This is a genomic window from Saccharopolyspora flava (assembly GCF_900116135.1).
Lineage (GTDB): Bacteria > Actinomycetota > Actinomycetes > Mycobacteriales > Pseudonocardiaceae > Saccharopolyspora > Saccharopolyspora flava.
In genome coordinates, this window is record NZ_FOZX01000001.1 from 336628 (window position 1) to 358488 (window position 21861).

At 71.6% G+C, this 21861-nt stretch carries 22 protein-coding genes; 7 read left to right on the forward strand and 15 right to left on the reverse strand.

Going from position 1 to position 21861, the window contains the following annotated elements:
- The first annotated feature begins 56 nt into the window (after window positions 1–56).
- Window positions 57–1421, forward strand: a complete 1365-nt coding sequence (locus BM424_RS01455) for a cation:dicarboxylate symporter family transporter (protein ID WP_093413109.1) — start codon at window positions 57–59, stop codon at window positions 1419–1421.
- A 199-nt stretch (window positions 1422–1620) separates the two neighbouring features.
- On the opposite strand, the gene BM424_RS01460 is transcribed toward BM424_RS01455, so the two are convergent.
- The 4 genes from BM424_RS01460 to hisD all read right to left on the reverse strand — a co-directional run bounded on the left by BM424_RS01460 (window position 1621) and on the right by hisD (window position 5375).
- On the reverse strand, window positions 1621–2184 hold the full coding sequence (locus tag BM424_RS01460) for a phospholipase domain-containing protein (protein ID WP_139273984.1): 564 nt from the start codon (window positions 2182–2184) through the stop codon (window positions 1621–1623).
- 125 nt (window positions 2185–2309) lie between these two features.
- Window positions 2310–2930, reverse strand: coding sequence for an imidazoleglycerol-phosphate dehydratase HisB (hisB, locus tag BM424_RS01465; protein WP_093413112.1), 621 nt, complete (start codon window positions 2928–2930; stop codon window positions 2310–2312).
- Window positions 2927–4045 carry a histidinol-phosphate transaminase gene (locus tag BM424_RS01470; RefSeq protein WP_093413113.1) on the reverse strand — a complete coding sequence of 373 codons (1119 nt, stop codon included), beginning with the start codon at window positions 4043–4045 and terminating at the stop codon, window positions 2927–2929. Before BM424_RS01470 ends, hisB begins: the two co-directional genes overlap by 4 nt.
- A 19-nt stretch (window positions 4046–4064) precedes the next feature.
- The gene (hisD, locus tag BM424_RS01475; protein WP_093413115.1) at window positions 4065–5375 is read right to left on the reverse strand and encodes a histidinol dehydrogenase; all 1311 of its coding nucleotides are present in this window, start codon (window positions 5373–5375) and stop codon (window positions 4065–4067) included.
- A 226-nt stretch (window positions 5376–5601) separates the two neighbouring features.
- Here hisD and BM424_RS01480 point away from each other — a divergent pair, with 226 nt between their 5' ends.
- On the forward strand, window positions 5602–6867 hold the full coding sequence (locus tag BM424_RS01480) for a M14 family metallopeptidase (RefSeq protein ID WP_093413116.1): 1266 nt from the start codon (window positions 5602–5604) through the stop codon (window positions 6865–6867).
- A gap of 73 nt (window positions 6868–6940) precedes the next feature.
- Window positions 6941–7615 (forward strand): YqeB family protein, encoded by a 675-nt coding sequence (locus tag BM424_RS01485; protein ID WP_093413118.1) that lies wholly within the window; start codon window positions 6941–6943, stop codon window positions 7613–7615.
- 193 nt (window positions 7616–7808) lie between these two features.
- Here the strand turns inward: BM424_RS01485 and BM424_RS28670 are convergent, their stop codons facing one another.
- The 7 genes from BM424_RS28670 to BM424_RS01515 all read right to left on the reverse strand — a co-directional run bounded on the left by BM424_RS28670 (window position 7809) and on the right by BM424_RS01515 (window position 13861).
- Complete coding sequence (locus tag BM424_RS28670; protein WP_175547894.1) at window positions 7809–7967, reverse strand: hypothetical protein; 159 nt, start codon at window positions 7965–7967, stop codon at window positions 7809–7811.
- Between the two features lie 68 nt (window positions 7968–8035).
- Entirely contained in the window at window positions 8036–8656 is a 621-nt protein-coding gene (locus BM424_RS01490; protein WP_245775536.1) for an ABC transporter ATP-binding protein, read from the reverse strand.
- Window positions 8657–8670: 14 nt separating this feature from the next.
- The gene (locus BM424_RS01495) at window positions 8671–9636 is read right to left on the reverse strand and encodes an ABC transporter ATP-binding protein (RefSeq protein ID WP_245775537.1); all 966 of its coding nucleotides are present in this window, start codon (window positions 9634–9636) and stop codon (window positions 8671–8673) included.
- Window positions 9633–10499: an ABC transporter permease gene (locus tag BM424_RS01500; protein WP_093413121.1), complete on the reverse strand. Its 867-nt coding sequence runs from the start codon at window positions 10497–10499 to the stop codon at window positions 9633–9635. The genes BM424_RS01495 and BM424_RS01500 overlap by 4 nt, the downstream gene beginning before the upstream one ends.
- On the reverse strand, window positions 10492–11466 hold the full coding sequence (locus tag BM424_RS01505; protein WP_093413122.1) for an ABC transporter permease: 975 nt from the start codon (window positions 11464–11466) through the stop codon (window positions 10492–10494). The genes BM424_RS01500 and BM424_RS01505 overlap by 8 nt, the downstream gene beginning before the upstream one ends.
- On the reverse strand, window positions 11463–12947 hold the full coding sequence (locus BM424_RS01510; protein ID WP_245775538.1) for an ABC transporter substrate-binding protein: 1485 nt from the start codon (window positions 12945–12947) through the stop codon (window positions 11463–11465). The genes BM424_RS01505 and BM424_RS01510 overlap by 4 nt, the downstream gene beginning before the upstream one ends.
- 245 nt (window positions 12948–13192) lie before the next feature.
- Complete coding sequence (locus BM424_RS01515; RefSeq protein WP_093413125.1) at window positions 13193–13861, reverse strand: DUF2848 domain-containing protein; 669 nt, start codon at window positions 13859–13861, stop codon at window positions 13193–13195.
- Window positions 13862–13942: 81 nt separating this feature from the next.
- Between BM424_RS01515 and BM424_RS01520 the strand changes: the two genes are divergently transcribed.
- Window positions 13943–15238 carry an MFS transporter gene (locus BM424_RS01520; protein ID WP_093413127.1) on the forward strand — a complete coding sequence of 432 codons (1296 nt, stop codon included), beginning with the start codon at window positions 13943–13945 and terminating at the stop codon, window positions 15236–15238.
- On the opposite strand, the gene BM424_RS01525 is transcribed toward BM424_RS01520, so the two are convergent.
- Entirely contained in the window at window positions 15204–15827 is a 624-nt protein-coding gene (locus BM424_RS01525) for a GntR family transcriptional regulator (protein WP_093414527.1), read from the reverse strand. The genes BM424_RS01520 and BM424_RS01525 overlap by 35 nt on opposite strands.
- Window positions 15828–15897: 70 nt before the next feature.
- Between BM424_RS01525 and BM424_RS01530 the strand changes: the two genes are divergently transcribed.
- Both BM424_RS01530 and BM424_RS01535 read left to right on the forward strand, forming a co-directional pair.
- Complete coding sequence (locus BM424_RS01530; protein ID WP_093413128.1) at window positions 15898–16689, forward strand: carbon-nitrogen hydrolase family protein; 792 nt, start codon at window positions 15898–15900, stop codon at window positions 16687–16689.
- 137 nt (window positions 16690–16826) lie between these two features.
- Window positions 16827–17402, forward strand: a complete 576-nt coding sequence (locus tag BM424_RS01535) for a Uma2 family endonuclease (RefSeq protein WP_245775539.1) — start codon at window positions 16827–16829, stop codon at window positions 17400–17402.
- A gap of 200 nt (window positions 17403–17602) precedes the next feature.
- On the opposite strand, the gene nadC is transcribed toward BM424_RS01535, so the two are convergent.
- The 3 genes from nadC to nadA are packed head-to-tail and all read right to left on the reverse strand — an operon-like array spanning window position 17603 to window position 21056.
- Entirely contained in the window at window positions 17603–18451 is an 849-nt protein-coding gene (gene nadC, locus BM424_RS01540) for a carboxylating nicotinate-nucleotide diphosphorylase (protein WP_093413130.1), read from the reverse strand.
- Window positions 18448–20046, reverse strand: coding sequence for an L-aspartate oxidase (locus BM424_RS01545; RefSeq protein ID WP_093413132.1), 1599 nt, complete (start codon window positions 20044–20046; stop codon window positions 18448–18450). The genes nadC and BM424_RS01545 overlap by 4 nt, the downstream gene beginning before the upstream one ends.
- Entirely contained in the window at window positions 20043–21056 is a 1014-nt protein-coding gene (nadA, locus tag BM424_RS01550) for a quinolinate synthase NadA (RefSeq protein WP_093413133.1), read from the reverse strand. The genes BM424_RS01545 and nadA overlap by 4 nt, the downstream gene beginning before the upstream one ends.
- A gap of 147 nt (window positions 21057–21203) precedes the next feature.
- Here nadA and BM424_RS01555 point away from each other — a divergent pair, with 147 nt between their 5' ends.
- A complete protein-coding gene (locus BM424_RS01555; protein WP_093413135.1) occupies window positions 21204–21854 on the forward strand; it encodes an NUDIX hydrolase in 651 nt (216 codons plus the stop codon).
- The last annotated feature ends 7 nt before the right edge of the window (window positions 21855–21861 follow it).

Genomic DNA, 21861 nt, shown 5'->3' on the forward strand with positions numbered 1-21861 from the left:
CACGCACGGTGAGTCGTCCGTGACCCGGAGGCACCGGCCCCGCAAGGAGTTCAACAGTGGCAAGCAATGATGCTGCGCCGACGGCACGTCGGGACAGAACGCATTACCTCTACATCGCGGTGATCGTCGCGGTGGTGGCGGGCATCGTCGTCGGCTTCGTCGCCCCCGACGTCGGCAAGGCCCTCAAACCGCTGGGCACCGGCTTCGTGAACCTGATCAAGATGATGATCTCGCCGATCATCTTCTGCACGATCGTGCTCGGCGTCGGCAGCGTCCGCAAGGCCGCGAAGGTCGGCCGGGTGGGCGGTCTGGCGCTCGTCTACTTCATGATCATGTCGGTGGTCGCGCTGGTCATCGGCCTCGTCGTCGGCAACGTGCTGCACCCGGGCGAGGGCCTGCACATCACCCAAGAGCTGCGCGGCTCGGGCGCGGCGCAGGCCGGTGAGGAATCGCAGAGCACCACCGAGTTCCTGATCGGGATCATCCCGAAGACGCTGGTGTCGGCCCTGACCGAGGGCGAGGTGCTGCAGACGCTGCTGGTCGCGCTGCTGGCCGGTTTCGCGCTGCAGGGCATGGGTTCCAAGGGCGAGCCGATCCTGCGCGGCATCGAGCATATCCAGCGCCTGGTGTTCAAGATCCTGGCCATGGTCATGTGGGTGGCCCCGATCGGCGCGTTCGGCGCCATCGCGGCCGTGGTCGGCGCGACCGGTGTGGACGCGCTCAAGGGCCTCGCGGTGATCATGCTCGGCTTCTACACGACGTGCGTGCTGTTCATCTTCGTCGTGCTGGGCGCGGTGCTGTGGCTGTTCGCGCGGGTGAACATCTTCTCGCTGCTGCGCTACCTGGGCCGCGAGTTCCTGCTGATCCTGTCGACGTCGTCGTCGGAGGCCGCGCTGCCGCGGCTGATCGCGAAGATGGAGCACCTGGGCGTGAGCAAGCCGGTCGTGGGCATCACGGTGCCCACCGGCTACTCGTTCAACCTCGACGGCACGATGATCTACCTGACGATGTCGTCGCTGTTCATCGCCACCGCGATGGGTGACCCGCTGTCGATCGGCGAGCAGGTCGGCCTGCTGCTGTTCATGATGATCGCCTCGAAGGGCGCGGCGGGCGTCAGCGGCGCCGGTCTGGCCACCCTGGCCGGCGGCCTGCAGTCGCACCGGCCGGAGCTGCTCGACGGCGTCGGCCTGATCGTGGGCATCGACCGGTTCATGTCCGAGGCCCGCGCCCTGACGAACTTCGCGGGCAACGCGGTGGCCACGGTGCTGATCGGCTCGTGGACCAAGGAGCTGGACCGCGACCAGATGCGCCAGGTCTTCACCGGCAACGCCCCGTTCAACGAGCAGACCTTCGTCGACGACGGCGTCTCCGACTCCTCCGGCGAAGGCGGGACCACCGACAAGACCCCCGAGAAGGTCTGACCTCCCGCTCCCCGCGATGCCGCCCCCGAACCCCGGGGGCGGCATCGCGCTTTTCCGGGGTCGGGGTGGCTGGTGGCGTCGTGCTCGTGCGTGGGCAGTGGACAGTTTTAGCGAAAACTGTCCGGACAAAAGGGACATCGACCCTGGGTGATTTGGACTAAAACTGTCCGCTGCTGAGTTCCGCGCGCCGCGAGAGGTGCTAGTCGGCCGGGTGGGGCTCGGTCTTGCCTCGGACGCGGCGGTGGAAGGCGTCGTCTTCCGGGGAGGTCACCTCGAGGTCGTAGTGGCCGTCGGGCACCGGCCAGAACAGCGGCAGCGCGCCGCCGCCGGCGAGGCGGACGCTGGTCTCGTGGTCGGCGTGCGCCCGGGCGCGCAGGTCGAGACCGACCTCGTGGAGACCGTTGTTGCGGAGCTCCAGGACCAGGCCGCGAGCGGTGTGGCGGGCCTGGACGTCGACGCGGGACGCGGAACCACCGAGAGAACCGCCCAGCTCCATCCGGATGTCACTCGGCCCCTCGACCGCGACCCGGTACCGCGCGGCGACCGGGATCGTCACGTACTTCTCGCCGAGCACGTCGACCAGGCACGGCGCCGCGGATCCGCCGCCCGCGCGGATCGCGAAGCGCGCGAAGTCGGACCCGACGTACCCGAGCCGCAGCGCGATCGACCGGCCGTCCACGACGACCCCGCCCACCGAGGGCTGGGACGCCGAGGCGGGGCCGAACCGCCCGGTCATCGGGACGTCGGGGCCGGAAGCACGCACGCCTCCCAGCGTCACCCCGCCAGGACACAGGCGTGCGGCGTTCGGGTTTCCAGGAGGTGAACCCGGACCCACCGCGAAGCGACGTGACGCTCCGCCGCAACCCGACTACCTGCGGTGATGCCCCGTCAGAGAGCGCCCTTGGTGGACGGGACGACGCCGGCGAAGCGGGGATCCGGCTCGACGGCGGCGCGCAGGGCGCGGGCGATCGCCTTGTACTCGGCCTCGGCGATGTGGTGCGGGTCCCGGCCGTGGATCACCCGCGTGTGCAGGTTGATCTGCGAGTGGAACGCCAGCGACTCGAACACGTGCCGGTTGAGCACGAACGGGTAGTTCCCGCCGATGGTGAAGCTGTTGTACTCCTCCGGCTCCCCCGTCATCACGCAGTACGAGCGGCCGGAGACGTCCACCGCGGCGTGCGCGAGCGTCTCGTCCATGGGGATCCAGGCGTCGCCGAAGCGGCGGATGCCCTTCTTGTCGCCCAACGCCTGGCGCAGCGCCTGGCCGAGCACGATCGCGGTGTCCTCGACGGTGTGGTGGGCGTCGATGTGGATGTCGCCGCTGGACTTGACCTTGAGGTCGAACGCCGCGTGCGTGCCCAGGGCGGTGAGCATGTGGTCGTAGAACGGGACCGTGGTGTCGACGTCGACCTGACCGGTGCCGTCGAGGTCGAGCTCGACCAGCACCGACGACTCCTTGGTGGTGCGCTCGACGCGGCCGACCCGCGTGCCGGGCTGGAAGGTGCTCACCGTGCGATCTCCTCCAAGACGTCCTTGCTCGCCGCCAGGAACGCGTCGTTCTCGGCGGGCGTGCCGATGGTGACCCGCAGGTGGCCGGGGATGCCGACGTCGCGGATCAGCACGTCGGAGTCCAGGTAGCGCTGCCAGGCGCGGTGCGCGTCGGCGAAGCGCCCGAACAGCACGAAGTTGGCGTCGCTGGGAGCCGGGGTGAACCCGAGCTCGGTCAGCGCGGCCACGACGCGCTCCCGCTCGTCGATGAGCGCCCGCACCGATCCCAGCGTCGCCTCGGCGTGCCGCAGCGCGGCGCGGGCGGCGGCCTGGGTGACCGCCGACAGGTGGTACGGCAGCCTGACCAGCAGCAGCGCCTCGATCATCGCCGGGGCGGCGGCCAGGTAGCCGAGCCGTCCGCCGGCGAAGGCGAACGCCTTGCTCATGGTGCGGCTGACGATGACCTTGGCCGGGAACCGCTCGATCAGCTCCACCGCGCTGGGCTGCGCGGAGAACTCGGCGTAGGCCTCGTCGACCACGACCACGCCGGGCGCGGCTTCCAGGATCGCCAGCAGGTCCTCGGGCGCGATGGACTGGCCGGTGGGGTTGTTCGGGCTGGTCACGAACACCACGTCGGGCCGCTTCTCGGCGACCAGCCGGGCCGCCTCGGCGCCGTCGAGGCTGAAGTCCTCGCGGCGCGGCGCGGGCAGCCAGTCGGTGCGGGTGCCCGCCGACAGGATCGGGTGCATCGAGTAGGAGGGCTCGAAGCCCAGCGCGGTGCGCCCGGGCCCGCCGAAGGCCTGCAGGATCTGCTGGAGCACCTCGTTGGACCCGTTGGCGGCCCACACGTTCTCGGTCGCCAGCGCGACCCCGGTGGCCTCGGTCAGGTAGGCGGCGAGGTCGGCGCGCAGGGCCGTGGCGTCGCGGTCCGGGTACCGGTGCAGGTCGGCGGCCGCCTCCTGGACCGCGGCGGTCACGTCGGCGACCAGCTCGGGCGGCGGCGGGTAGGGGTTCTCGTTGGTGTTGAGCCGGACGGAGACGTCCAGCTGCGGAGCCCCGTAGGGGCTGCGGCCGCGCAGGTCGTCCCGCAGCGGCAGATCGGCCAGCGTCGTGTCGGCGCCGAGCACGTCACTCATGGGTGTCCTTCGGAAGAGATCAGAAGCGGGCGGTCACGGCCTGGCCGTGGGCGGGCAGGTCCTCGGCGTCGGCGAGGGCGACGACCTGGTCGGCGACGTCGCGCAGGGCCTGCTCGCTGTAGGAGATCACGTGGATGCCGCGCAGGAAGCTCTGCACGCTCAGGCCCGAGGAGTGCCGGGCGCAGCCGCCGGTGGGCAGCACGTGGTTGGAGCCCGCGCAGTAGTCGCCGAGCGAGACCGGCGCGTACGGGCCGACGAAGATCGCGCCCGCGTTGCGCACCCGCGCGGCGACGGCCTCGGCGTCGGCGGTCTGGATCTCCAGGTGCTCGGCCGCGTAGGCGTCGACCACCCGCACCCCGTCGTCGATGCCGGAGACGAGGATGCAGCCCGACTGCCGCCCGGTCAGGGCGGTGTGGATGCGCTCGACGTGCTTGGTCTGGGCGACCTGGCGCTCCAGCTCGGCGTCGACCGCGTCGGCCAGCTCCTCGGAGGTGGTGACCAGCACGCTCGCCGCGAGCGTGTCGTGCTCGGCCTGGCTGATCAGGTCCGCGGCCACGTGCACCGGGTCGGCGGTGCCGTCGGCCAGCACGGCGATCTCGGTGGGCCCGGCCTCGGAGTCGATGCCGATGAGGCTGCGCAGGTGGCGCTTGGCCGCGGTGACGTAGACGTTGCCGGGGCCGGTGACCATGTCGGCCGGCAGCAGCTCCGCGCCGTCGGTGTCGTGACCGCCGTAGGCCAGCAGCGCCACGGCCTGCGCACCGCCGACCGCCCACACCTCCTCGACGCCGAGCAGCTGCGCGGCGGCCAGGATCGTCGGGTGCGGCAGGCCGCCGAACTCGGCCTGCGGCGGGCTGCACACCACCAGCGACTCGACACCGGCGGTCTGGGCCGGCACGACGTTCATGACCACGCTCGACGGGTAGACGGCCAGCCCGCCCGGCGCGTAGAGGCCGACGCGGGCGACCGGCACCCAGCGCTCGGTGACGGTGCCGCCGGGCACGACCTGGGTGGTGGTGTCGGTGCGGCGCTGGTCGGCGTGCACGCGGCGGGCGCGCGCGATCGACTCCTCCAGCGCGGACCGCACGGTCGGGTCGAGCTCGTCGAGCGCGCGGGCCAGCTCCTCGGCGGGCACCCGCACCCGCTCGGGGCGGACCCCGTCGAACTTCTGGGTGTGATCGAGCACCGCGTCCACGCCGCGGTCGCGGATGTCGTCGATCACCGGCCGGACCCGATGCAGCACGTGCTCGACGTCCATCTCGGCGCGCGGCAGCGTGGCGCGCAGCTCGACGGTGGACGGAACACGACCGCGCAGGTCGGAGCGGGTGAGCATGAGCAACCTTTCCGGGCGGGGAACTACACCGACCAGGGTAATCGCAGCCCACCCGCGGTGTCCGCGAACCCGGCCCGGGGTCACACCAACACACCGGTGGCGTGTCGGCACCAGCTGTGAAATGGGAAAACGCTCCAGCGGCGACCATAGTTCGCCACGCGGTTGCCAATGGTCCCCACCTCTTGGACTCTTCCTTGGTCACCTCCAGTGATCGATCGGAGTTCCGATGTTCAGTTCACGGCGCAAGGCAGCGCTGGTCGCTGCGGCGGCCGGGCTCGTCCTGCTGGCACCGGTTCAGGCCGGACTGGCCGCAGAACCGACCGACACGTCCGCTCAAGACCGGGCCGTCTACACGGTCCCGAACACCGACAGCGCGTCCCGCACGGAGATCAACCGCAGCGGCGCGGAGGTCCTCGGGGTCACCAAGGACCAGGTCGCCAGCGTGGAGGCGACGGCAGCGGAGGCCGAGCAGCTGCGCGCTCGCGGTTTCCAGCTCACCGAGCAGACCAAGGTCGCCGACGCGCTGCAGCGCCGCAACGGCGCGCAGCCCAAGGCGCCGGGCGACTTCCCGCCCGGCGACGAGGCGTACCACAACTACGACGAGATGGTCGCCGAGCTCGACAAGACCGTGGCCGACCACCCGGACATCGCCGCGAAGGTCAGCGCGGGCAAGTCCTTCGAGGGCCGCGACATCCCGGTGCTCAAGATCAGCGACAACGTGGCCACCGACGAGGACGAGCCCGAGGTCCTCTTCGACTGCAACCAGCACGCGCGCGAGCACCTGACCACCGAGATGTGCCTGCACATCGCCCAGCGGTTCACCGACAACTACTCGGACCCGGCGGTCAAGGAGTCGGTCGACAACCGCGAGATCTGGATCATCCCGTCGGTCAACCCGGACGGCTCGTCCTACGACGTGGAGTCGGGCCAGTACCAGGGCTGGCGCAAGAACCGCCAGGACCAGGGCACCGACGTCAACCGCAACTGGGGCTTCATGTGGGGCTGCTGCGGCGGCGCCAGCGACGACCCCGCCGACGAGACCTACCGGGGCACCGAGGCCTGGTCCTCGCCGGAGGCCGCGGCGATGCGCGACTTCATCAACTCGCGCGTGGTCGGCGGCACCCAGCAGATCAAGGCCGCGGTGGACTTCCACACCTACTCCGAGCTGGTGCTGTGGCCCTTCGGCCACACCTCCGACCAGGTCACCGAGGGCATGACCCAGCAGGAGTACGACCGCTTCGCCCGCGTCGGCACCGAGATGGCCGACACCAACGGCTACACCCCGCAGCAGTCCAGCGAGCTCTACGTCACCGACGGCGACAGCCTCGACTGGATGTGGGGCCAGCACAAGATCCTGGCGTTCACCTTCGAGATGTACCCGTCCAACGGCGGCGGTCTCGACGGCTTCTACCCACCGGGTGACGTGATCGAGCGGGAGACCGCTCGCAACGACGCCGCGGTGGACATCCTGCTCCGGGAGGCAGGTGCCTGACCCGACCAGGAGGGGGATCGGGAGGGCCCGGGGTGTGCGCACCCCGGGCCCTTTCTCTCGCGATAATGGCGCCATGACCACCGCGACGACGATCCACCCGCCCGCGCTGGTTCGCCGGGGCTCGTGGATCTACTGCCCCTTGCTCGGCGCGGCGGCGGGGTTCCTGCTGCGGGTCGTGGCGGCGTGGGTGGCGGGCCTGCCGTGGGCGCCGTTCCAGGGCGTGTTCGCGCTCGCCGCCTCCGGCGCGGACCCGTGGGGGATGCTGGTGGCCATCGCGCTGGGCGCGCTCATCGGCCTGGGTTTCGCCGGCCTGCTCGCCCAGGAGCGGCTGACGGTGACGGTCGGTCCCGAGCAGGTGGTGCTGGCGACCGGGCGCAACGCCCACGAGATCCCCGCCGGCGAGGTCGACGCGGTGTTCACCGAACGCGGCCACCTGGTGCTGCTGGACGGCTCCGGAGCCGAACTGGCGCGCCGCAAGTCGGGCCTGGACCGGCTGGCGCTGCGCGACGCGTTCCGCGAGCACGGCTACGCCTGGCGCGAGTCCGACCCCTACGCGGGCCGCTACGAGCTCTGGACCGAGGAGACCCCGAAGCTGTCGCTGCGGGCGAACACGCTCATGGCCGAGCGCGACCGAGCGCTGCGCAGGCGCGACCACAAGGAGGCCGCGCTCCTGCGAACGCAGTTGGCAGAACTGGGAATCGTCCTCCGAGACGGCCACAAGAAGCAGCACTGGCGCAAGGTGGACTGATCCCCAGACGGCATTTCCGTGGTTGCCCTGCTTGGCGGTGCGGGTAGCGGAACCTGAGCGGCTCCGTGGACTCCGTGCGCCGCTCCTTGAGTATGCCAATACGAGGCGTCCCGGCGTACTCGCCACGAAGCCGCTCAGAACCCGCGGCGGTGCGAGCTGAGTCCCACACCTGAAACAGCGGCTCCGCCGCGAATCAGGACAGCATCAGGACGATGGTGCCTACCAGGATCCCGGCCACGACGACCGCGGCTGCGACCATCATGATGAGGCGCATCTGCGGGTTGCCGCCGTCGGATTCGGTGTGCACGCGCTCTCGCCACTGGACGAAGGTGGTGCCCTCTTGCTCGCTCACGTTTTGCTCCTGAGAGTCGTTCGTACTTCTAAAGGCGGCTCCCCGAAGCACCGCATTCCGCCACGATGTCATATCAACTCGGCCACGTGAAGCACACGGTCCGCCCATCGGGTCAGCAACGCCTCGTCGTGACTGATGGCCAGCACTCCTGTGTTGTTTTCCCGGGTTTGCCGGTCCACGACGCGCACGAGGGCGGCGGTCGTGGAGGCGTCGAGCATGGCCGTCATCTCGTCGCACACGAGGTAGCGGGGCCTCGGGGCCAGCGCGCGGGCGAGGCAGGCGCGCTGCAGCTGGCCGTCGCTGACCTCGTGCGGGCGCCGGGTGAGCAGTTCTCCGGTGAGCCCCACTTCGTCGGCGAGTTCGGCGATCTCACCGGATTCTCCCCGTGCGAGCAGGGGTTCGGCGATGATGTCGCGGAGCGTGAAGCGCGGGTCGACGGCGGGGCGCGGGTGCTGGAAGACGATTCCGATCGCTTTTCGCGTTTCCGGGGGCGTGCGGTGCCGAAAGCGCGTGACTTCGCCGCCATCGAGCGACACCCGTCCGGACCACGGCTGGTGCAGCAGCGCCAGCACGCGCCCCAGCGTCGACTTCCCGGACCCGCTGGGACCGGCCAGCCCCAGCACCTCGCCCTCGTTGACAGCGATGCTCACGCCGTCCAGAACCGGTCTGCCGCGCCGGTAGCCGGCCACGACCTCCTCGGCGCTCAGCACGGCGCGTGGGCGGCGATCCACCGCTCGCCGCGGTTGAGCAGTTCCGGATCGCCCGTGCAGGGCGCGAATCCGGGCTGGTCCGGACAGCGCTGGCAGTACACGCAGCCCCACTCCCCTTCGAGGCGGTCGAGTTCGGTCAACGACGGCGGGTGGCCGGGGATCGGCTCGAACCCGCCTTCGGGCAGGGCCGCGAGCAGCCCGGCGGTGTAGGGGTGCCAGGGCTCGCCCAGCACCTCCTCGGCCGGACCGGCCTCGACGATGCGGCTGGCGTACATCACGGCGACGTCGGTGGCCACGCGCCGCGCGGCGGCCAGGTCGTGGGTGATGAGCAGGACCGCGCGGCCGTCGTTCGCGGCCTCGGCCAGCAGGTCGACGGTGCGGTGCACCAGCGGCCGGTCCAGCCCGGTGGTCGGCTCGTCGGCCAGGACGATGCGCGGGTCCCCGGCCAGCGCCAGCGCGAGCGCGACCCGCTGCGCCATGCCGCCGGAGAGCTCGTGCGGGTAGCGGTCCAGGTCGGCGGGGTCGAGGCCGACGTGCCGGGCGAGCTCGTCGGCGTCGCGGGGACCGCGCAGCGCCTGCGCGGTCTCGGCGAGCTGGGAGCGCGCGGTGCGCACCGGCGTGAGGTGGGTGCTCGCCGACTGCGGCACGAGTCCGATGCGGCGACCGCGAATCCTCCCGGCCAGCACCGGTTCCGGCGCCGACAGCAGGTCGGTGCCGTCGTCGAGCAGCGCCTCGCCGCGGGTTTCGGCGTTGCCCGGCAGCAGTCCCAGCAGCGCCGAGGCCAGAACCGACTTGCCGCAACCGGATTCGCCGACCAACGCCAGCACGCGGCCGGGCCGCAGCCGCAGCACGGCGTCGCTGACGGCGCGCACCAGCACCCCGCGCGGCAGCCGGAAGCGGACCGAAAGGCGGTGCAGCGTCAGCAGATCCGTGGCCTCGGGGGCTCGCAGGCCGGTCACAGCGACAGCTCCGATCGTCGTCGTGGCACGATCCGGTCCCGCCAGGTCGCGGCCAGACCGGACACCGCCAGCGTGGTGGCCACCAGCAGCGCCGACGGGAACAGCACGATCCACCAGGCGCCCAGCAGCACCGCGTCGCGGCCGTCGCCGAGGATGTTGCCGATGCTGGCCAGGTGCGGCGGCAGGCCCAGACCGAGGAAGCTCAGCGCGGTTTCGTGCCACACCGCGTGCGGCACCAGCAGCACCGCCGAGAGCGCGGCCTGCGGCACGATCGCAGGCAGCAGGTGCCTGCGCAGGACGCGGGTCCGCGACGAACCGCCCGCGATGGCGGCGTCGACGTGCGGCCGCTGCCGCAGCGACAGCACCTCGGAGCGCACGACGCGCGCGACGGTCGTCCAGTGGGTCAGCGCGATCGAGCAGATCACCGCCACCAGGCTCCCCCGGTACAGCGCGACGATGACGACGCCGAGCAGCAGGTGCGGCACCGAGTTCACGGTGTCGACCAGCCGCATCAGCACCCGGTCGGGCCAGCCGCCCAGACCGCCGGCCACCACGCCCACCAGCGAGCCGAGCACCGCCGACACCAGCGCGCTGAACGCGGCCACCAGCAGCGACACCCGCAGCCCGGCCATCGACTGGGCGAACAGGTCGCGGCCGTTGGAGTCGGTACCGAAGGGGTGCGCGAGGCCCGGCGCGAGGCGGATCTCCTCGTAGCTCACCGACGGCCCGCCCAGCAGCATCGGCACCAGCACGGCGCCAAGCACCAGCAGTGCCAGGACCGCCAGCGACGCGCGCAGCCGGGTGCGCGGGCGGGCGCGGGTGGCACCGGCGCGGCCCGCGGGCCGCCAGGTCAGCTCAGCCATCGGCGGCCACCCTCGGGTCGGCCGCGATCGCGGCGACGTCGGCCAGCAGCGAGCCCAGCAGCACCGCCGCGGTCGCCACCAGCGTCACCATCGCCAGCAGCGGGTAGTCCACCGCGGTCGCGGCCGTGACCACCGCTCCCGCCAGGCCCGGCCAGGAGAAGACCTCCTCGACCAGCACGGTCCCGGTGACCAGCTCGGGGATGCGGGCGCCGATGAGCGTCACGAACGGCAGCAGCGCGGTGGGCAGGGCGTGGCGCAGCACCACGACGTGCTCGGCGAGCCCGCGCGCCCGCGCCCCGGTGACGTGGTCCTCGGCCAGCGAGCTCAGCATCGACTGCCGGACGTGCAGCACCAGCCACGGGGTCTGCGAGATACCGAGCACCAGCGCGGGCAGCACGAGGTGCTCGGCGATCTGCCCGACGGTGGCCTGCTCACCGGCGTCGGTCAGGCCCGCCACCGGCAGCCAGCCCAGGCCCAGCGAGAACACCGCGATCGACAGCAGCGCCAGCACGAACGGCGGCACGCCCTCCAGCGCGTGGCCGACGGCGGTGACCAGCCGGTCGACGGCGCCGCCCTGGCGCCAGGCCGCGATCGTGCCGCCGACCAGCGCGAACACCACCGCGAGCGCGAGTCCGGTGGCCGCCAGCAGCGCGGTCCACGGCAGCCGCTCGGCCACGACCTGGGCGACCGGCTGCCGCATCGACCGCGACACCCCGAGGTCGCCGGTGAGCACTCCGCCGAACCACTGCCAGAACTGCTCCAGCACCGGCCGGTCGAGCCCGAGCTCGGCGCGCACCCGGGCCACGTCGGCGGCCGAGGCGGTGAACAGCCGCACCCCGAAGTACTGGTCGACCGGGTCGAACGGCGAGGCCGCGGCCAGCAGGAACACGCCGAGCGCGACGATCACCAGCACCGGGACGGCGAACGCCAGGCGCCGCAGCACCAGGCGCGCGATGGCCCGGGTCATGCGCGCGGTTTCCAGGTCTCGATGTTCCACCACGGACCCCAGGTGGTGCCGTGGGTGTGCGGTTCGACGGGCGCCTGGTAGCCGGTGTGGTCGCCGTCGCGCAGCACGTAGCTGTGGTCGATGAACGCCAGGTACACCAGGCCCGGGTCGGCGACGTAGGCGCGCTGGGCCTGCCGGTAGTACTCGGCGCGGCGGGCCGGGTCGAGTTCGCGGCGGGCGGAGTCCAGCGCGGCGTCGACCTCGGCGTTGCGGTACTGACCCGGGTTGTTGTAGGTGCCGGTGCCGATGGCCGCGGAGTTCAGGCTGGAGTACACCTGCGGGTCCGGGTCGATCGGGTTGCCGCCGCCGAGCACGATGCCGTCGGTGGCCAACCGGCCGGCGACCGCCGAGCGGTCCACCCCGGCGAGCTCCACCTCGATGCCGATCTCGCGGGCGTCGGAGGCGAAACCCGTTGCCAGGTCGCGGCGGAGGCTGTCGTCGGCGAAGTACAGGACGGTGAACTTCGCGCGGATCCCGTCGCGCTCGCGGATGCCGTCGGGGCCGACGCGCCAGCCCGCGTCGTCGAGGAGGCGCGCGGCCCGCTGCGGGTCGTGCGGGAAGGTCGCGGCGGGCTCGTGGTTCGCGCCCATCGACGGCGGGATCGGGGTGTGGGCGGGTTTTCCGTGACCGCCGAGCAGCGCCTTGATCATGCCGTCGCGGTCCACGGCGAGGTTCAGCGCGGTGCGCACCGCCCGGTCACCGGCGACGGGGTGGGTGTTGGGCAGCGCGATGCTGCGGTAGTCGGCGGTCTCGTGGTGCACGACCCGGAACCCCTCGCGCGCAGCGGATTCCGCGAGCACCGGGGGCAGCACAGTTCCGTCGAACTCGCCCGCGGCCAATCGCTGCGCGCGGGTGTTGTCGTCCTTGGCGAACACGACGGTGATGTCGTGCACCGCCGGGGCACCGCCCCAGTAGCCGGGGTTGGCGGCCCAGGTCATCTGGTCGCCCCGGCGCCATTCGACGAGCCGGTACGGGCCGGTGCCGACGGGGTGCGTGTTCAGCGACGAGTTCTCCTGCGGGGCAGGGGTTGTCAGAGCCTCGTTCGGCAGGATGCCGAGCACCAGCTTCGACGGCCAGGCCGAGTAGGGGAACTTCAGGTCGAAGCGCACCGTGTGCGGGTCGACGGCCTGGACGTCGGCGAGCATGTCGTAGTCGGAGGAGACCGTGGAGGCGTAGGCCGGGTCGATCGCGGCCCGGTAGGTCGCCACGACGTCCTCGGCGTCGAAGGGCGTGCCGTCGTGGAACGTCACGCCCTCGCGCAGCTTCACGGTCCAGCTGGTGGCGTCGGCGTTGGCCTGCGGCGGCTCGACCGCCAGCGCGGGCTTCAGCTGCGTCCGGCCGTCGAAGGCGAGCAGCCCGTCGTAGAACTTCGCGGCCCCTTCGGCTCCGTAGCCGAGCAGCGGGTTCAGGCTCTCCGGCTCGTACCCGTCGGCCAGCAGCATCGACCCGGGCTCCGCACCCGATCCGGGCCCCGAAGGCACCGAACACCCGGCGACGAGGACCCCCACCACGGATAACCCGACGATCCAACTCCGACGTTTCAGCACACACGCACCATAAGGGCTATTGCAAAACTTTCTCAATAACCCTGAGATCTTCGTCCCCCAACACGCCCGACCGCGGGGACACCCGTCGAAAACCCCGGTTTTCGCGCGACGAAAACCGGGGTTTTCGATCGGGGGACACGTCAGGCGACGGGGTCGGGCATGCGCTGGACGGTGTAGGAGCACGTGATGGTGTCGGCGGTGCGGGGGTCGGTGAGGTCGACCCGCCAGGTGTCGGCGAACTGGTCGACCTCGGAGGCCATCGGGATCGTGCCCGAGATGAGGACCGTGCCCGGGCGGGCCAGGTCGCGGGAGCGGAGCTCGTCGAGCCAGTAGCGCGGGGTGAGGAGTTCGGCGAGGGTGCCGTCCTGGATCTTCTCGCCGCCCGCCCAGGCCGTGAGGGTGAGCTCGTCGAGGTGGCCCTCGACGTCGGCGAGGCGCCAGGCCTTGCGGCCGAGGACGTCCGGCCCGGCCTGCTTGCTCCAGGCGACCCCGTGCACCTCCAGCTCGCGGTCGGTGTGGTCGCAGGCGGCGGTGAGCAGCACGTCGTCGTCGGTGATCACCAGCGCCCACTCGGCCTCGCCGGAGGTGCGGCCGTGCTGCACCGGGACCACGTCGGCCTGCATCGCCAGGTACGGCGCGACCGGGTACAGGCAGGGCGTGCGGGTCGGTGCGGGCACGCCGAGCTCGGCGAGTTCGGCGACGTGCGCGGCCACGTCCTCCTGGCTGCGACCGGCGTAACCGGCGTTGAGCAGCGTCGTCACCGCGACCTCGACGGTCCGGCCGGCGACGTCGAAACGAAGTGGAAACACAGCACCCTCCCATTCAGCATACTTCTTGTATACAGTTCGTATCACACTTTGCCGGTGCACCTGGAACAATCGAGGGAGCCCATGACGAACGCGACAGCCGCCAGACCCGCCCGCAAGGACCTGATCAAGGCCTTCGTGGCGAGCCTGAGCGGAACGTCCCTGGAGTGGTACGACTTCGCGGCCTACTCCGTCGCCTCGGCCCTGGTGTTCGGCCAGCTGTTCTTCCCCAGCCACGACCCGCTGTCGGGAACCCTGCTGGCGTTCTCCACCTACGCCGTCGGCTACGTCTCCCGCCCGCTGGGCGGATTCGTCTTCGGCCGGCTCGGCGACGTCCTCGGCCGCAAGCAGGTCCTGGTGATCACCCTGCTGATCACCGGCATCTCGACCGTCCTCATCGGACTGCTGCCCACCCACTCCCAGGTCGGCGCGCTCGGCGCGGCGCTGCTGGTGGTGCTGCGCTTCGCCCAGGGCGTGGGCATCGGCGGCGAGTGGGGCGGCGCCGTGCTGCTGTCCAGCGAGTACGGCAGCGAGAAGCACCGCGGGTTCTGGGCCTCGGCCGCCCAGATCGGCCCGCCGGCCGGCAACCTGCTCGCCAACGGCGTTCTCGCCGGACTGGCCGCCGGGCTCACCTCCGAGCAGTTCATGAGCTGGGGCTGGCGCGTGGCGTTCCTGCTGTCGGCCGTGCTGGTGATCTTCGGCCTGTGGATCCGGGTCAAGCTCGAGGAGACCCCGGTCTTCCAGGAGATCCAGCAGAAGGGCGAGCAGGCGGGCGCCCCGGTGCGCGAGGTCCTCACCCGCGAACCGCGCGCGCTGATCTCCGGCATCCTCTCCCGCGTCGGGCCGGACGTGCTCTACGCGCTGTTCACCGTCTTCGTGCTCACCTACGCCACCCAGCAGCTGGACATGCCCAAGAGCTGGGCGGTCACCGGCGTCATGCTCGGCTCCTCGCTGCAGCTGTTCGGGATGCCGCTGGCGGGAGCGCTGTCGGACCGCTTCGGGCGCCGCCGGATCTACGCGATCGGCGCGGTCGGCGGACTGGTGTGGCCGTTCGCCTTCTTCCCGCTGGTCGGCGGCGGCTCGGCCGGGCTGCTGATCATCGGTGTGATCGTCGGCCTGATCTGGCACGCCCTGATGTACGGGCCGCAGGCGGCGTTCATCGCCGAGCAGTTCAGCCCGGAGCTGCGCGCCACCGGGTCCTCGCTGGCCTACACCCTGGCCGGGATCATCGGCGGGGCGCTGGCGCCGCTGCTGTTCACCTCGCTCTACGCCTACTTCGACACCTGGGTCGCGCCCGCCTGCTACCTGGCGGCGACGTGCGTGGTGACGCTGGTGGGCCTGGCGCTCAGCCGGACTGGAGCACCTGCCGGGTCGCGCTGAGGTGCTCGGTGATCGCCGCGGCCGCGGCCTCCGCGTCGCCCGCGGCGAGCGCCGAGCAGATCGCCTCGTGCTCGGCCAGCACGGACCTGCGCCGCCCGTCGGACCGGAACAGCGCCTCGACGCCCGCCCGGACCTGGCGGGCGCGCAGCCCGTCGTAGGTCTTGGACAGCATCTCGTTGCCCACGGCCGCCACCAGCGCCGAGTGGAAGCGGTGGTCGTGATCGATGAACTCGCGCGCCTGGTCCTCGCCGAGCTCGCGCTGCCGGTCGAGCTGCTCGCGCATCTCGGTCAGCGGCACCGCGCCGAGCTCGACGGCCCGCCGCGCGGCGTAGCACTCGATCATCACCCGGATCTCGAAGAGCTCCCCGATCTCCCTGCCGCCGACCGGCGCGATGTAGGCCCCGCGCTTGGGCACCAGCTGCACCAGTTCCTCGGCGGCCAGCAGCAGCAGCGCTTCGCGGATGGGCGTGCGCGACACGCCGATCTCGTCGGCGAGGGCCTGTTCGTTGACGAACTGCCCCTGCATGCTGGGGTCGCTCAGGACGGTGTCCTTGAGGTGGGCGTAAGCGACTTCACGTCCGGACGGCAACACGAACCCCTTGCTTGCATATCGTCGGTATACAAGCATCATATCGGTCTAGCGAAGGATGGTTGTGGTTATGCGGATCGCGTTGTGCCAGATCGTGTCGGGTCCGGATCCGGAGGCGAACCTGGAGCTCATCGCCGACGGCATCCGGCGGGCCGCCGAGGAGGGCGCCGACCTCGCGGTGTTCCCGGAGGCCGCGATGGCCTGCTTCGGCGTGAAGCTCGGGCCGCTGGCCGAACCGCTGGACGGCCCGTGGGCCACCGAGGTCCGCCGACTCGCCAACGAGGCCGGCATCGCCGTGGTCGCCGGGATGTTCACGCCCGCCGACGACGGCCGGGTCACCAACACGCTGCTGATCACCGGCCGCGGCCTGGACACCTCCTACGACAAGATCCACCTGTTCGACGCGTTCGGCTTCGCCGAGTCCCGCACCGTCGCCCCCGGCTCGAAGCCGGTCGTGGTGACCCTCGACGGCGTCGGCATCGGCTTCACCACCTGCTACGACGTCCGGTTCCCGGGCCTGTTCCAGAAGCTCGCCGACGAGGGCGCCTCGGTGATCGTCACCCCCGCTTCCTGGGGTTCGGGCGAGGGCAAGGTCGAGCAGTGGGAGCTGCTGGTGCGCGCCCGCGCGCTGGACTCCACCTCCTGGATCGTGGCCTGCGGCCAGGGCGACCCGCGCAGCATCGGCCGCGAGCCCTCCGGCAAGGCCCCCACCGGCGTCGGTCACAGCCTCGTCGCAACCCCGCTCGGCGTCGTGCACGCCGAACTCGGCGCCGAACCCGAGGTCAAGGTCGTCGACATCGACCCCACCACCGTCGAACCCGCCCGTCAGGCGGTCCCGGTGCTGACCAACCGGCGCTTCTGACCCGAGGGACTGCGACACAGGGGCCACGATCACATGCGGTAATGTTTCCCTACTCCAGGTGATCTGATCCCGTAAACTCCCAGTCCAGAGGTGTTGTGACTACGCTGGTCCAGCACCCGTTGGGAGAGGGGCCGACGATGACTGCGCTGCCCGACTGGATGGTGCTGCCGCCTGGAGGGCTGAGCGCTGCGGAGTACGAGGCGCTGCCCGAAGAAGCGTGCCGCCGCATCGAGATTGTCGATGGAGCCATCGTCGTAACTCCCGCGCCCCGCCGCCTGCACCAGACCATTGCGCGGCGCCTGGCCAACGAGCTCGAGCACGCCGCCGGTCCTGAGTTCGCTGTCGACACCGACATCGATCTCCGACTGCGCGACGTGCCGCTGCTGAACCGCCGACCGGACGTCGTCCTCTACGACGCCACGTTGCCGGACGACGTCGTGCTTCGCCCTCAGCACGTCGCTCTCGTCGTCGAAGTGATGTCCCCGGGGTCGGTCACAGCTGACCAGACGGACAAGCCTGCTGAGTACGCAGCTGCGGGGATCGAGCACTTCTGGCGAATCGAGAGCGAGCCCCAGGACGACCGGAAACTGACGGTGTTCCGCTACCGGCTCGATCCCACGACACGTGCCTACGTGTCGGCCGGTGTGGACACGGCCGACATCGCGGTGTCCACACCGGTCACGTTGAAGGTCGAACTCGAAAGCCTGCTCTGAGCCGAAAGAATCGCGCTACCCGCGATTGCGCCAACGGCGCTGAGCACCCCTTGGTTGGCCCCAGCAGTGGCTCAACCCTGGGCAGTGGACAGTTTTTCCTCTAATTGACGCATGATCATGTCTGTTTTGTCCGGTCAATTCGAGGAAAAACTGTCCCCTGCCGCGGAACGCCCCGCTGGAGACGGCAATGTCCGCTCCCCTCACATGTCGAGGCCGAGGTCGAGGGACGGGGAGGAGTGGGTGAGGGCTCCGACCGCGAGGTAGTGGACTCCTGTGCTCGCGTAGGCGCGGGCGACGTCGAGGGTGAGGCCTCCGGAGGCTTCGAGTTCCGTGTCCGGGGAGAGGGTTCGGGTGCGGGAGACCGCTTCGGCGCACTGGTCCGGGGTGAAGTTGTCCAGCAGGACCAGGGAGACGTTCTCCGCGAGGACCTCGTCGAGCTCGTCGAGATCGCCGACCTCGACCTCCATCGGCAGGTCCGGGGCGTGCGCGCGGCAGGCGCGGACCGCGGCGGCCGGGGAGCCCGCGGCGACGATGTGGTTGTCCTTGATCAGGATCGCGTCGCCCAGCGCCATCCGGTGGTTCACGCCGCCACCGCAGCGGACCGCGTACTTCTGCAGGTCACGCAGGCCCGGCAGGGTCTTGCGGCTGTCGCGGATCCTGCACCCCGTACCGTCCACCGCGTCGACCCACCACGAGGTGGCGGTGGCGATGCCGGACAGGTGCGTGAGCAGGTTCAGCGCCGTGCGCTCGGCCGTGAGCAGACCCCGCACCGGGGCCTTCACCCGCAGGACGCAGTCGCCCGCCGCCAGCCGGTCGCCGTCGGCGCGCTCCTCGATCACCTGGTACGCGTCGGCGCCCAACACCTCGTCGAGCACCAGGCGGATCAGCGGAAGTCCCGCCAGCACACCGGGTTTGCGCGTGTTGAAGCCCGCTTCGGCGACCGCGCCGTCGGGCACCGTGGCCTCGGTGGTGGCGTCCGGCCCGTACCGCAGGTCCTCGGCCAGGGCCGTGCGGACGATCTCGCGAGCGCCGTCGAAGTCGAAGGTCATGCCGCTGTCCTCGCAATCCCCGCCCCGGTGTGGAACAACCACCCCGAGGCGTCCAGCCGGAGCACCGCGCTGCGCCGCCAGCGCAGGTCGTCGGTGTCCGGGAAGTCCGTGCGGCGGTGGCATCCTCGCGATTCCGCGCGCAGCCGCGCCGCGGCCAGCAGAGCTTGAGCGGTCAGCGTCAGCGACGCGTCCTCCACCGCCGAGCGCGTCCGCAGTGGGCGCACCACCGAGTTGCGGTCCAGCACCGCGCTCGCCTCGGCCATGCCGTCCTCGCTGCGCCCGATGCCGGCGTGCCGGCTCATGGTGCGCTGCAGCAGGTCTCGTTCCACCACCGCGAACGCGGGCGGCTCGACCTCGCCCACCGGCGAGCGCGACAGCAGGCCGCAGCCCAGGTCCTTGGCCACCGCCGCGGCGGCCCGGCCGCCCACGACCAGGCCCTCCAGCAGGCTGTTGGACGCCAGCCGGTTCGCGCCGTGCAAGCCCGTGCAGGCGACCTCGCCCGCCGCGTACAGGCCGGTCACCGCCGTCCTGCCGTCCACATCGGATACCACACCGCCGCACGAGTAGTGCGCCGCGCTGGCCACCGGGATCGGCTCCGAGCTCGGATCGATCCCCGCCTCCCGGCACGAGGCGTGCACCGTCGGGAAGCGCTCGGCGAAACCGGGAATCCCGGTGGCGTCCAGGAACACGTGCTCGGCGCCGGTGTCGGCGGCGCGGCGGGTGATCGCCGCCGACACCACGTCGCGCGGCGCCAGGTCGCCCAGCGGGTGCACCCCGTCCATCACGCGCTCCCCGCGCACGTCGAGGAGCACCGCGCCCTCGCCGCGCACCGCCTCGGTCACCAGCGGACGCCGGCCGCGCGCCTGCCCCGCCGCGTAGAGCACGGTCGGGTGGAACTGCACGAACTCCAGGTCCGCCACCGCCGCTCCCGCCCGCAGGGCCAGCGCGACACCGTCCGCAGTGGACACCTCCGGGTTCGTCGTGGCCGCGTAGAGCTGCCCGAGACCGCCGGTCGCCAGCAGCACCGCGGGCGCGTGCAGGACGCCCGGGCGGCTGCGCGAATCCATCGCCAGCGCACCGGCGATCGCACCGCCCTCGCCGCGCAGCAGCTCGACCACGCAGTGCTCCTCCAGCACCGGGATGCCGCCGCCGCGCACCGCCGAGACCAGCGCCCGCTGCACCTCGGCGCCGGTGGCGTCACCGCCCGCGTGGATCACGCGGAACGCCTGGTGACCGCCCTCGCGGGTGCGCGCCAACCGACCGTCGACGGCGTCGAACTCCGCGCCCGCCGCGCGCAGCCGGCCGATCGCCTCCGCGCCGTCGGCGAGGATCGCGCGCACCGCCTCCGGCGAGCACAACCCCACCCCGGCGGTGAGGGTGTCCTCGACGTGCTTGTGCAGGCTGTCGCCGGGATCGAGCTCGTCGGGCCGGACCACGGCGATGCCGCCCTGCGCCCAGCCGGTGTTGCCCGCCGACACCGAGTCCTTGCTCACCACCAGCACCCGCAGCCCGGCCTCGCGGGCGCGCAGCGCGGCGGTCAGCCCGGCCACGCCGGTGCCGACGACGAGCAGGTCGGCCCCGGCCTCCCAGGTCACTCGCCACCGCCGGGCTTGCCGATGGCGATCATCCGCTCCACCGAGGCGCGGGCGCGGTCGGCGACGCCGGTGGGCACGTGCACCTCGTCGGCGCCCTCGCGCAGGCAGCGCAGCAGCGCCGCCGGGGTGATCATCTTCATGTACCGGCAGGAGGCGCGGTCGTTCACCGCGCGGAAGTCGATCTCCGGCGCGGCCTGCCGCAGCTGGTGCAGCATCCCGACCTCGGTGGCCACCAGCACCGACGTCGCACCGGTCTCCTTGGCGGCGGTGAGCATGTCACCGGTGGAGAGGATCTTCACCCGCTCCGGCTCCACCGTGCCCTCGCCCGCGAGGTAGAGCGCCGAGGTCGCGCAGCCGCACTCGGGGTGGATGAACAGGTCCGCCTCCGGCGAGGCGGCGGCGCGCTCGGCCAGCTCCGGCCCGTTGATCCCGGCGTGCACGTGGCACTCACCGGCCCAGACGTGCAGGTTCTCCCGGCCGGTCTCGCGCTTGACGTGCGCGCCGAGGAACTGGTCCGGGCAGAACAGCACCTCGCGGTCCTCCGGGATCGAGCGGACCACATCCACCGCGTTGGAGGAGGTGCAGCAGATGTCGGTCTCGGCCTTCACCTCGGCGGTGGTGTTGACGTAGGAGACCACGACCGCGCCCGGGTGCTCGGCCTTCCAGGCGCGCAGCTGCTCGGCGGTGATCGAGTCGGCCAGCGAGCAACCGGCCCGCTCGTCCGGGATGAGCACCGTCTTGTCCGGGCCGAGGATCTTGGCGGTCTCGGCCATGAAGTGCACGCCGCAGAAGACGATCGTGCTCGCGTCGCTGTTGGCCGCGATGCGGCTCAGCGCCAGCGAGTCACCGGTGTGGTGGGCGACGTCCTGGATCTCGGGGAGCTGGTAGTTGTGCGCCAGCAGCACGGCGTCGCGCTCCTCGGCGAGCCGCCGGACCTCCTCGGCCCAGGCGGCGTCGGGCTCGACGCCGGTGAAACCGGCCTCGGTCCGCTGCCACGTCGCAGTCGCCATCTCGTCCTCCTCGCCGGGCCCCCGAGATGTTCCGGAAACCCGCTTTCCACCCCGGATCAACGGCCCCGAGGTTTTCGCCTTAGAATCGAAAACGTGCCACATCGTAACACCGCACCCGCGTCCGACGGCAGAGACGCAGGCCACGAAGTGCTCGCCGGAGTCCTCCAGATCCGGGACGAGCGGCTGCAGGTGATGCTCTGGCAGCGCGCCGAGGAACCGGACCTGCACCGCTGGTCGCTCCCCCGCGGCTGGCTCGCGGCCGACGAGGACGTCGAGGGATCGATCCGGCGGCAGCTCGCCGAGAAGGTCGACGTGCACAAGCTCTCCCACGTCGAGCAGCTGTCGGTGTTCAGCGCGCCCGGCCGGGTCCCCGACCGGCGCGTCGTGGGCACCGCGTTCCTGTGCCTGGTGCCCGCCGACGTCGACCCCGAGGTCCCCGGCGACACCCGCTGGTTCCCCGTCGACGACCTGCCCGCGACCGCCTTCGACCACGAGGAGATCGTGCTGGCCGCGCGAGACCGGCTGCGCGCCAAGCTCTCCTACACCAACATCGGGTTCGCGCTGGCCCCCGCCGAGTTCACCGTCTCCGAGCTGCGCGGCATCTACTCGGGCGCGCTCGGCTACCAGGTGGCGGCCACGAACCTGCAGCGCGTGCTGTCCCGGCGCGGCGTCCTGGAGGCCACCGGGCACACCCTCCCGGCCGGGCGCTCCGGCGGCAGACCGCCCGCGCTGTTCCGCTTCACCTCGCGAGACCTGCAGGTCACGGACCCGTTCGCGGTCTTCCGGCCACCGAGCTGAGGCAGAA

What these genes read in the sequence shown, in the direction of transcription:
- BM424_RS01485 (WP_093413118.1), top strand. Translation starts at nt 6,941, where the DNA reads ATGACCACCGCGACGACGATCCACCCGCCCGCGCTGGTTCGCCGGGGC.
- BM424_RS01520 (WP_093413127.1), top strand. Translation starts at nt 13,943, where the DNA reads ATGACGAACGCGACAGCCGCCAGACCCGCCCGCAAGGACCTGATCAAG.
- BM424_RS01505 (WP_093413122.1), bottom strand. Translation starts at nt 11,466, where the DNA reads ATGACCCGGGCCATCGCGCGCCTGGTGCTGCGGCGCCTGGCGTTCGCC.
- nadC (WP_093413130.1), bottom strand. Translation starts at nt 18,451, where the DNA reads ATGACCTTCGACTTCGACGGCGCTCGCGAGATCGTCCGCACGGCCCTG.
- BM424_RS01500 (WP_093413121.1), bottom strand. Translation starts at nt 10,499, where the DNA reads ATGGCTGAGCTGACCTGGCGGCCCGCGGGCCGCGCCGGTGCCACCCGC.
- hisD (WP_093413115.1), bottom strand. Translation starts at nt 5,375, where the DNA reads ATGCTCACCCGCTCCGACCTGCGCGGTCGTGTTCCGTCCACCGTCGAG.
- BM424_RS01510 (WP_245775538.1), bottom strand. Translation starts at nt 12,947, where the DNA reads ATGCTGCTGGCCGACGGGTACGAGCCGGAGAGCCTGAACCCGCTGCTC.
- nadA (WP_093413133.1), bottom strand. Translation starts at nt 21,056, where the DNA reads ATGGCGACTGCGACGTGGCAGCGGACCGAGGCCGGTTTCACCGGCGTC.
- BM424_RS01480 (WP_093413116.1), top strand. Translation starts at nt 5,602, where the DNA reads ATGTTCAGTTCACGGCGCAAGGCAGCGCTGGTCGCTGCGGCGGCCGGG.
- BM424_RS01530 (WP_093413128.1), top strand. Translation starts at nt 15,898, where the DNA reads ATGCGGATCGCGTTGTGCCAGATCGTGTCGGGTCCGGATCCGGAGGCG.
- BM424_RS01470 (WP_093413113.1), bottom strand. Translation starts at nt 4,045, where the DNA reads ATGAGTGACGTGCTCGGCGCCGACACGACGCTGGCCGATCTGCCGCTG.
- BM424_RS01535 (WP_245775539.1), top strand. Translation starts at nt 16,827, where the DNA reads ATGACTGCGCTGCCCGACTGGATGGTGCTGCCGCCTGGAGGGCTGAGC.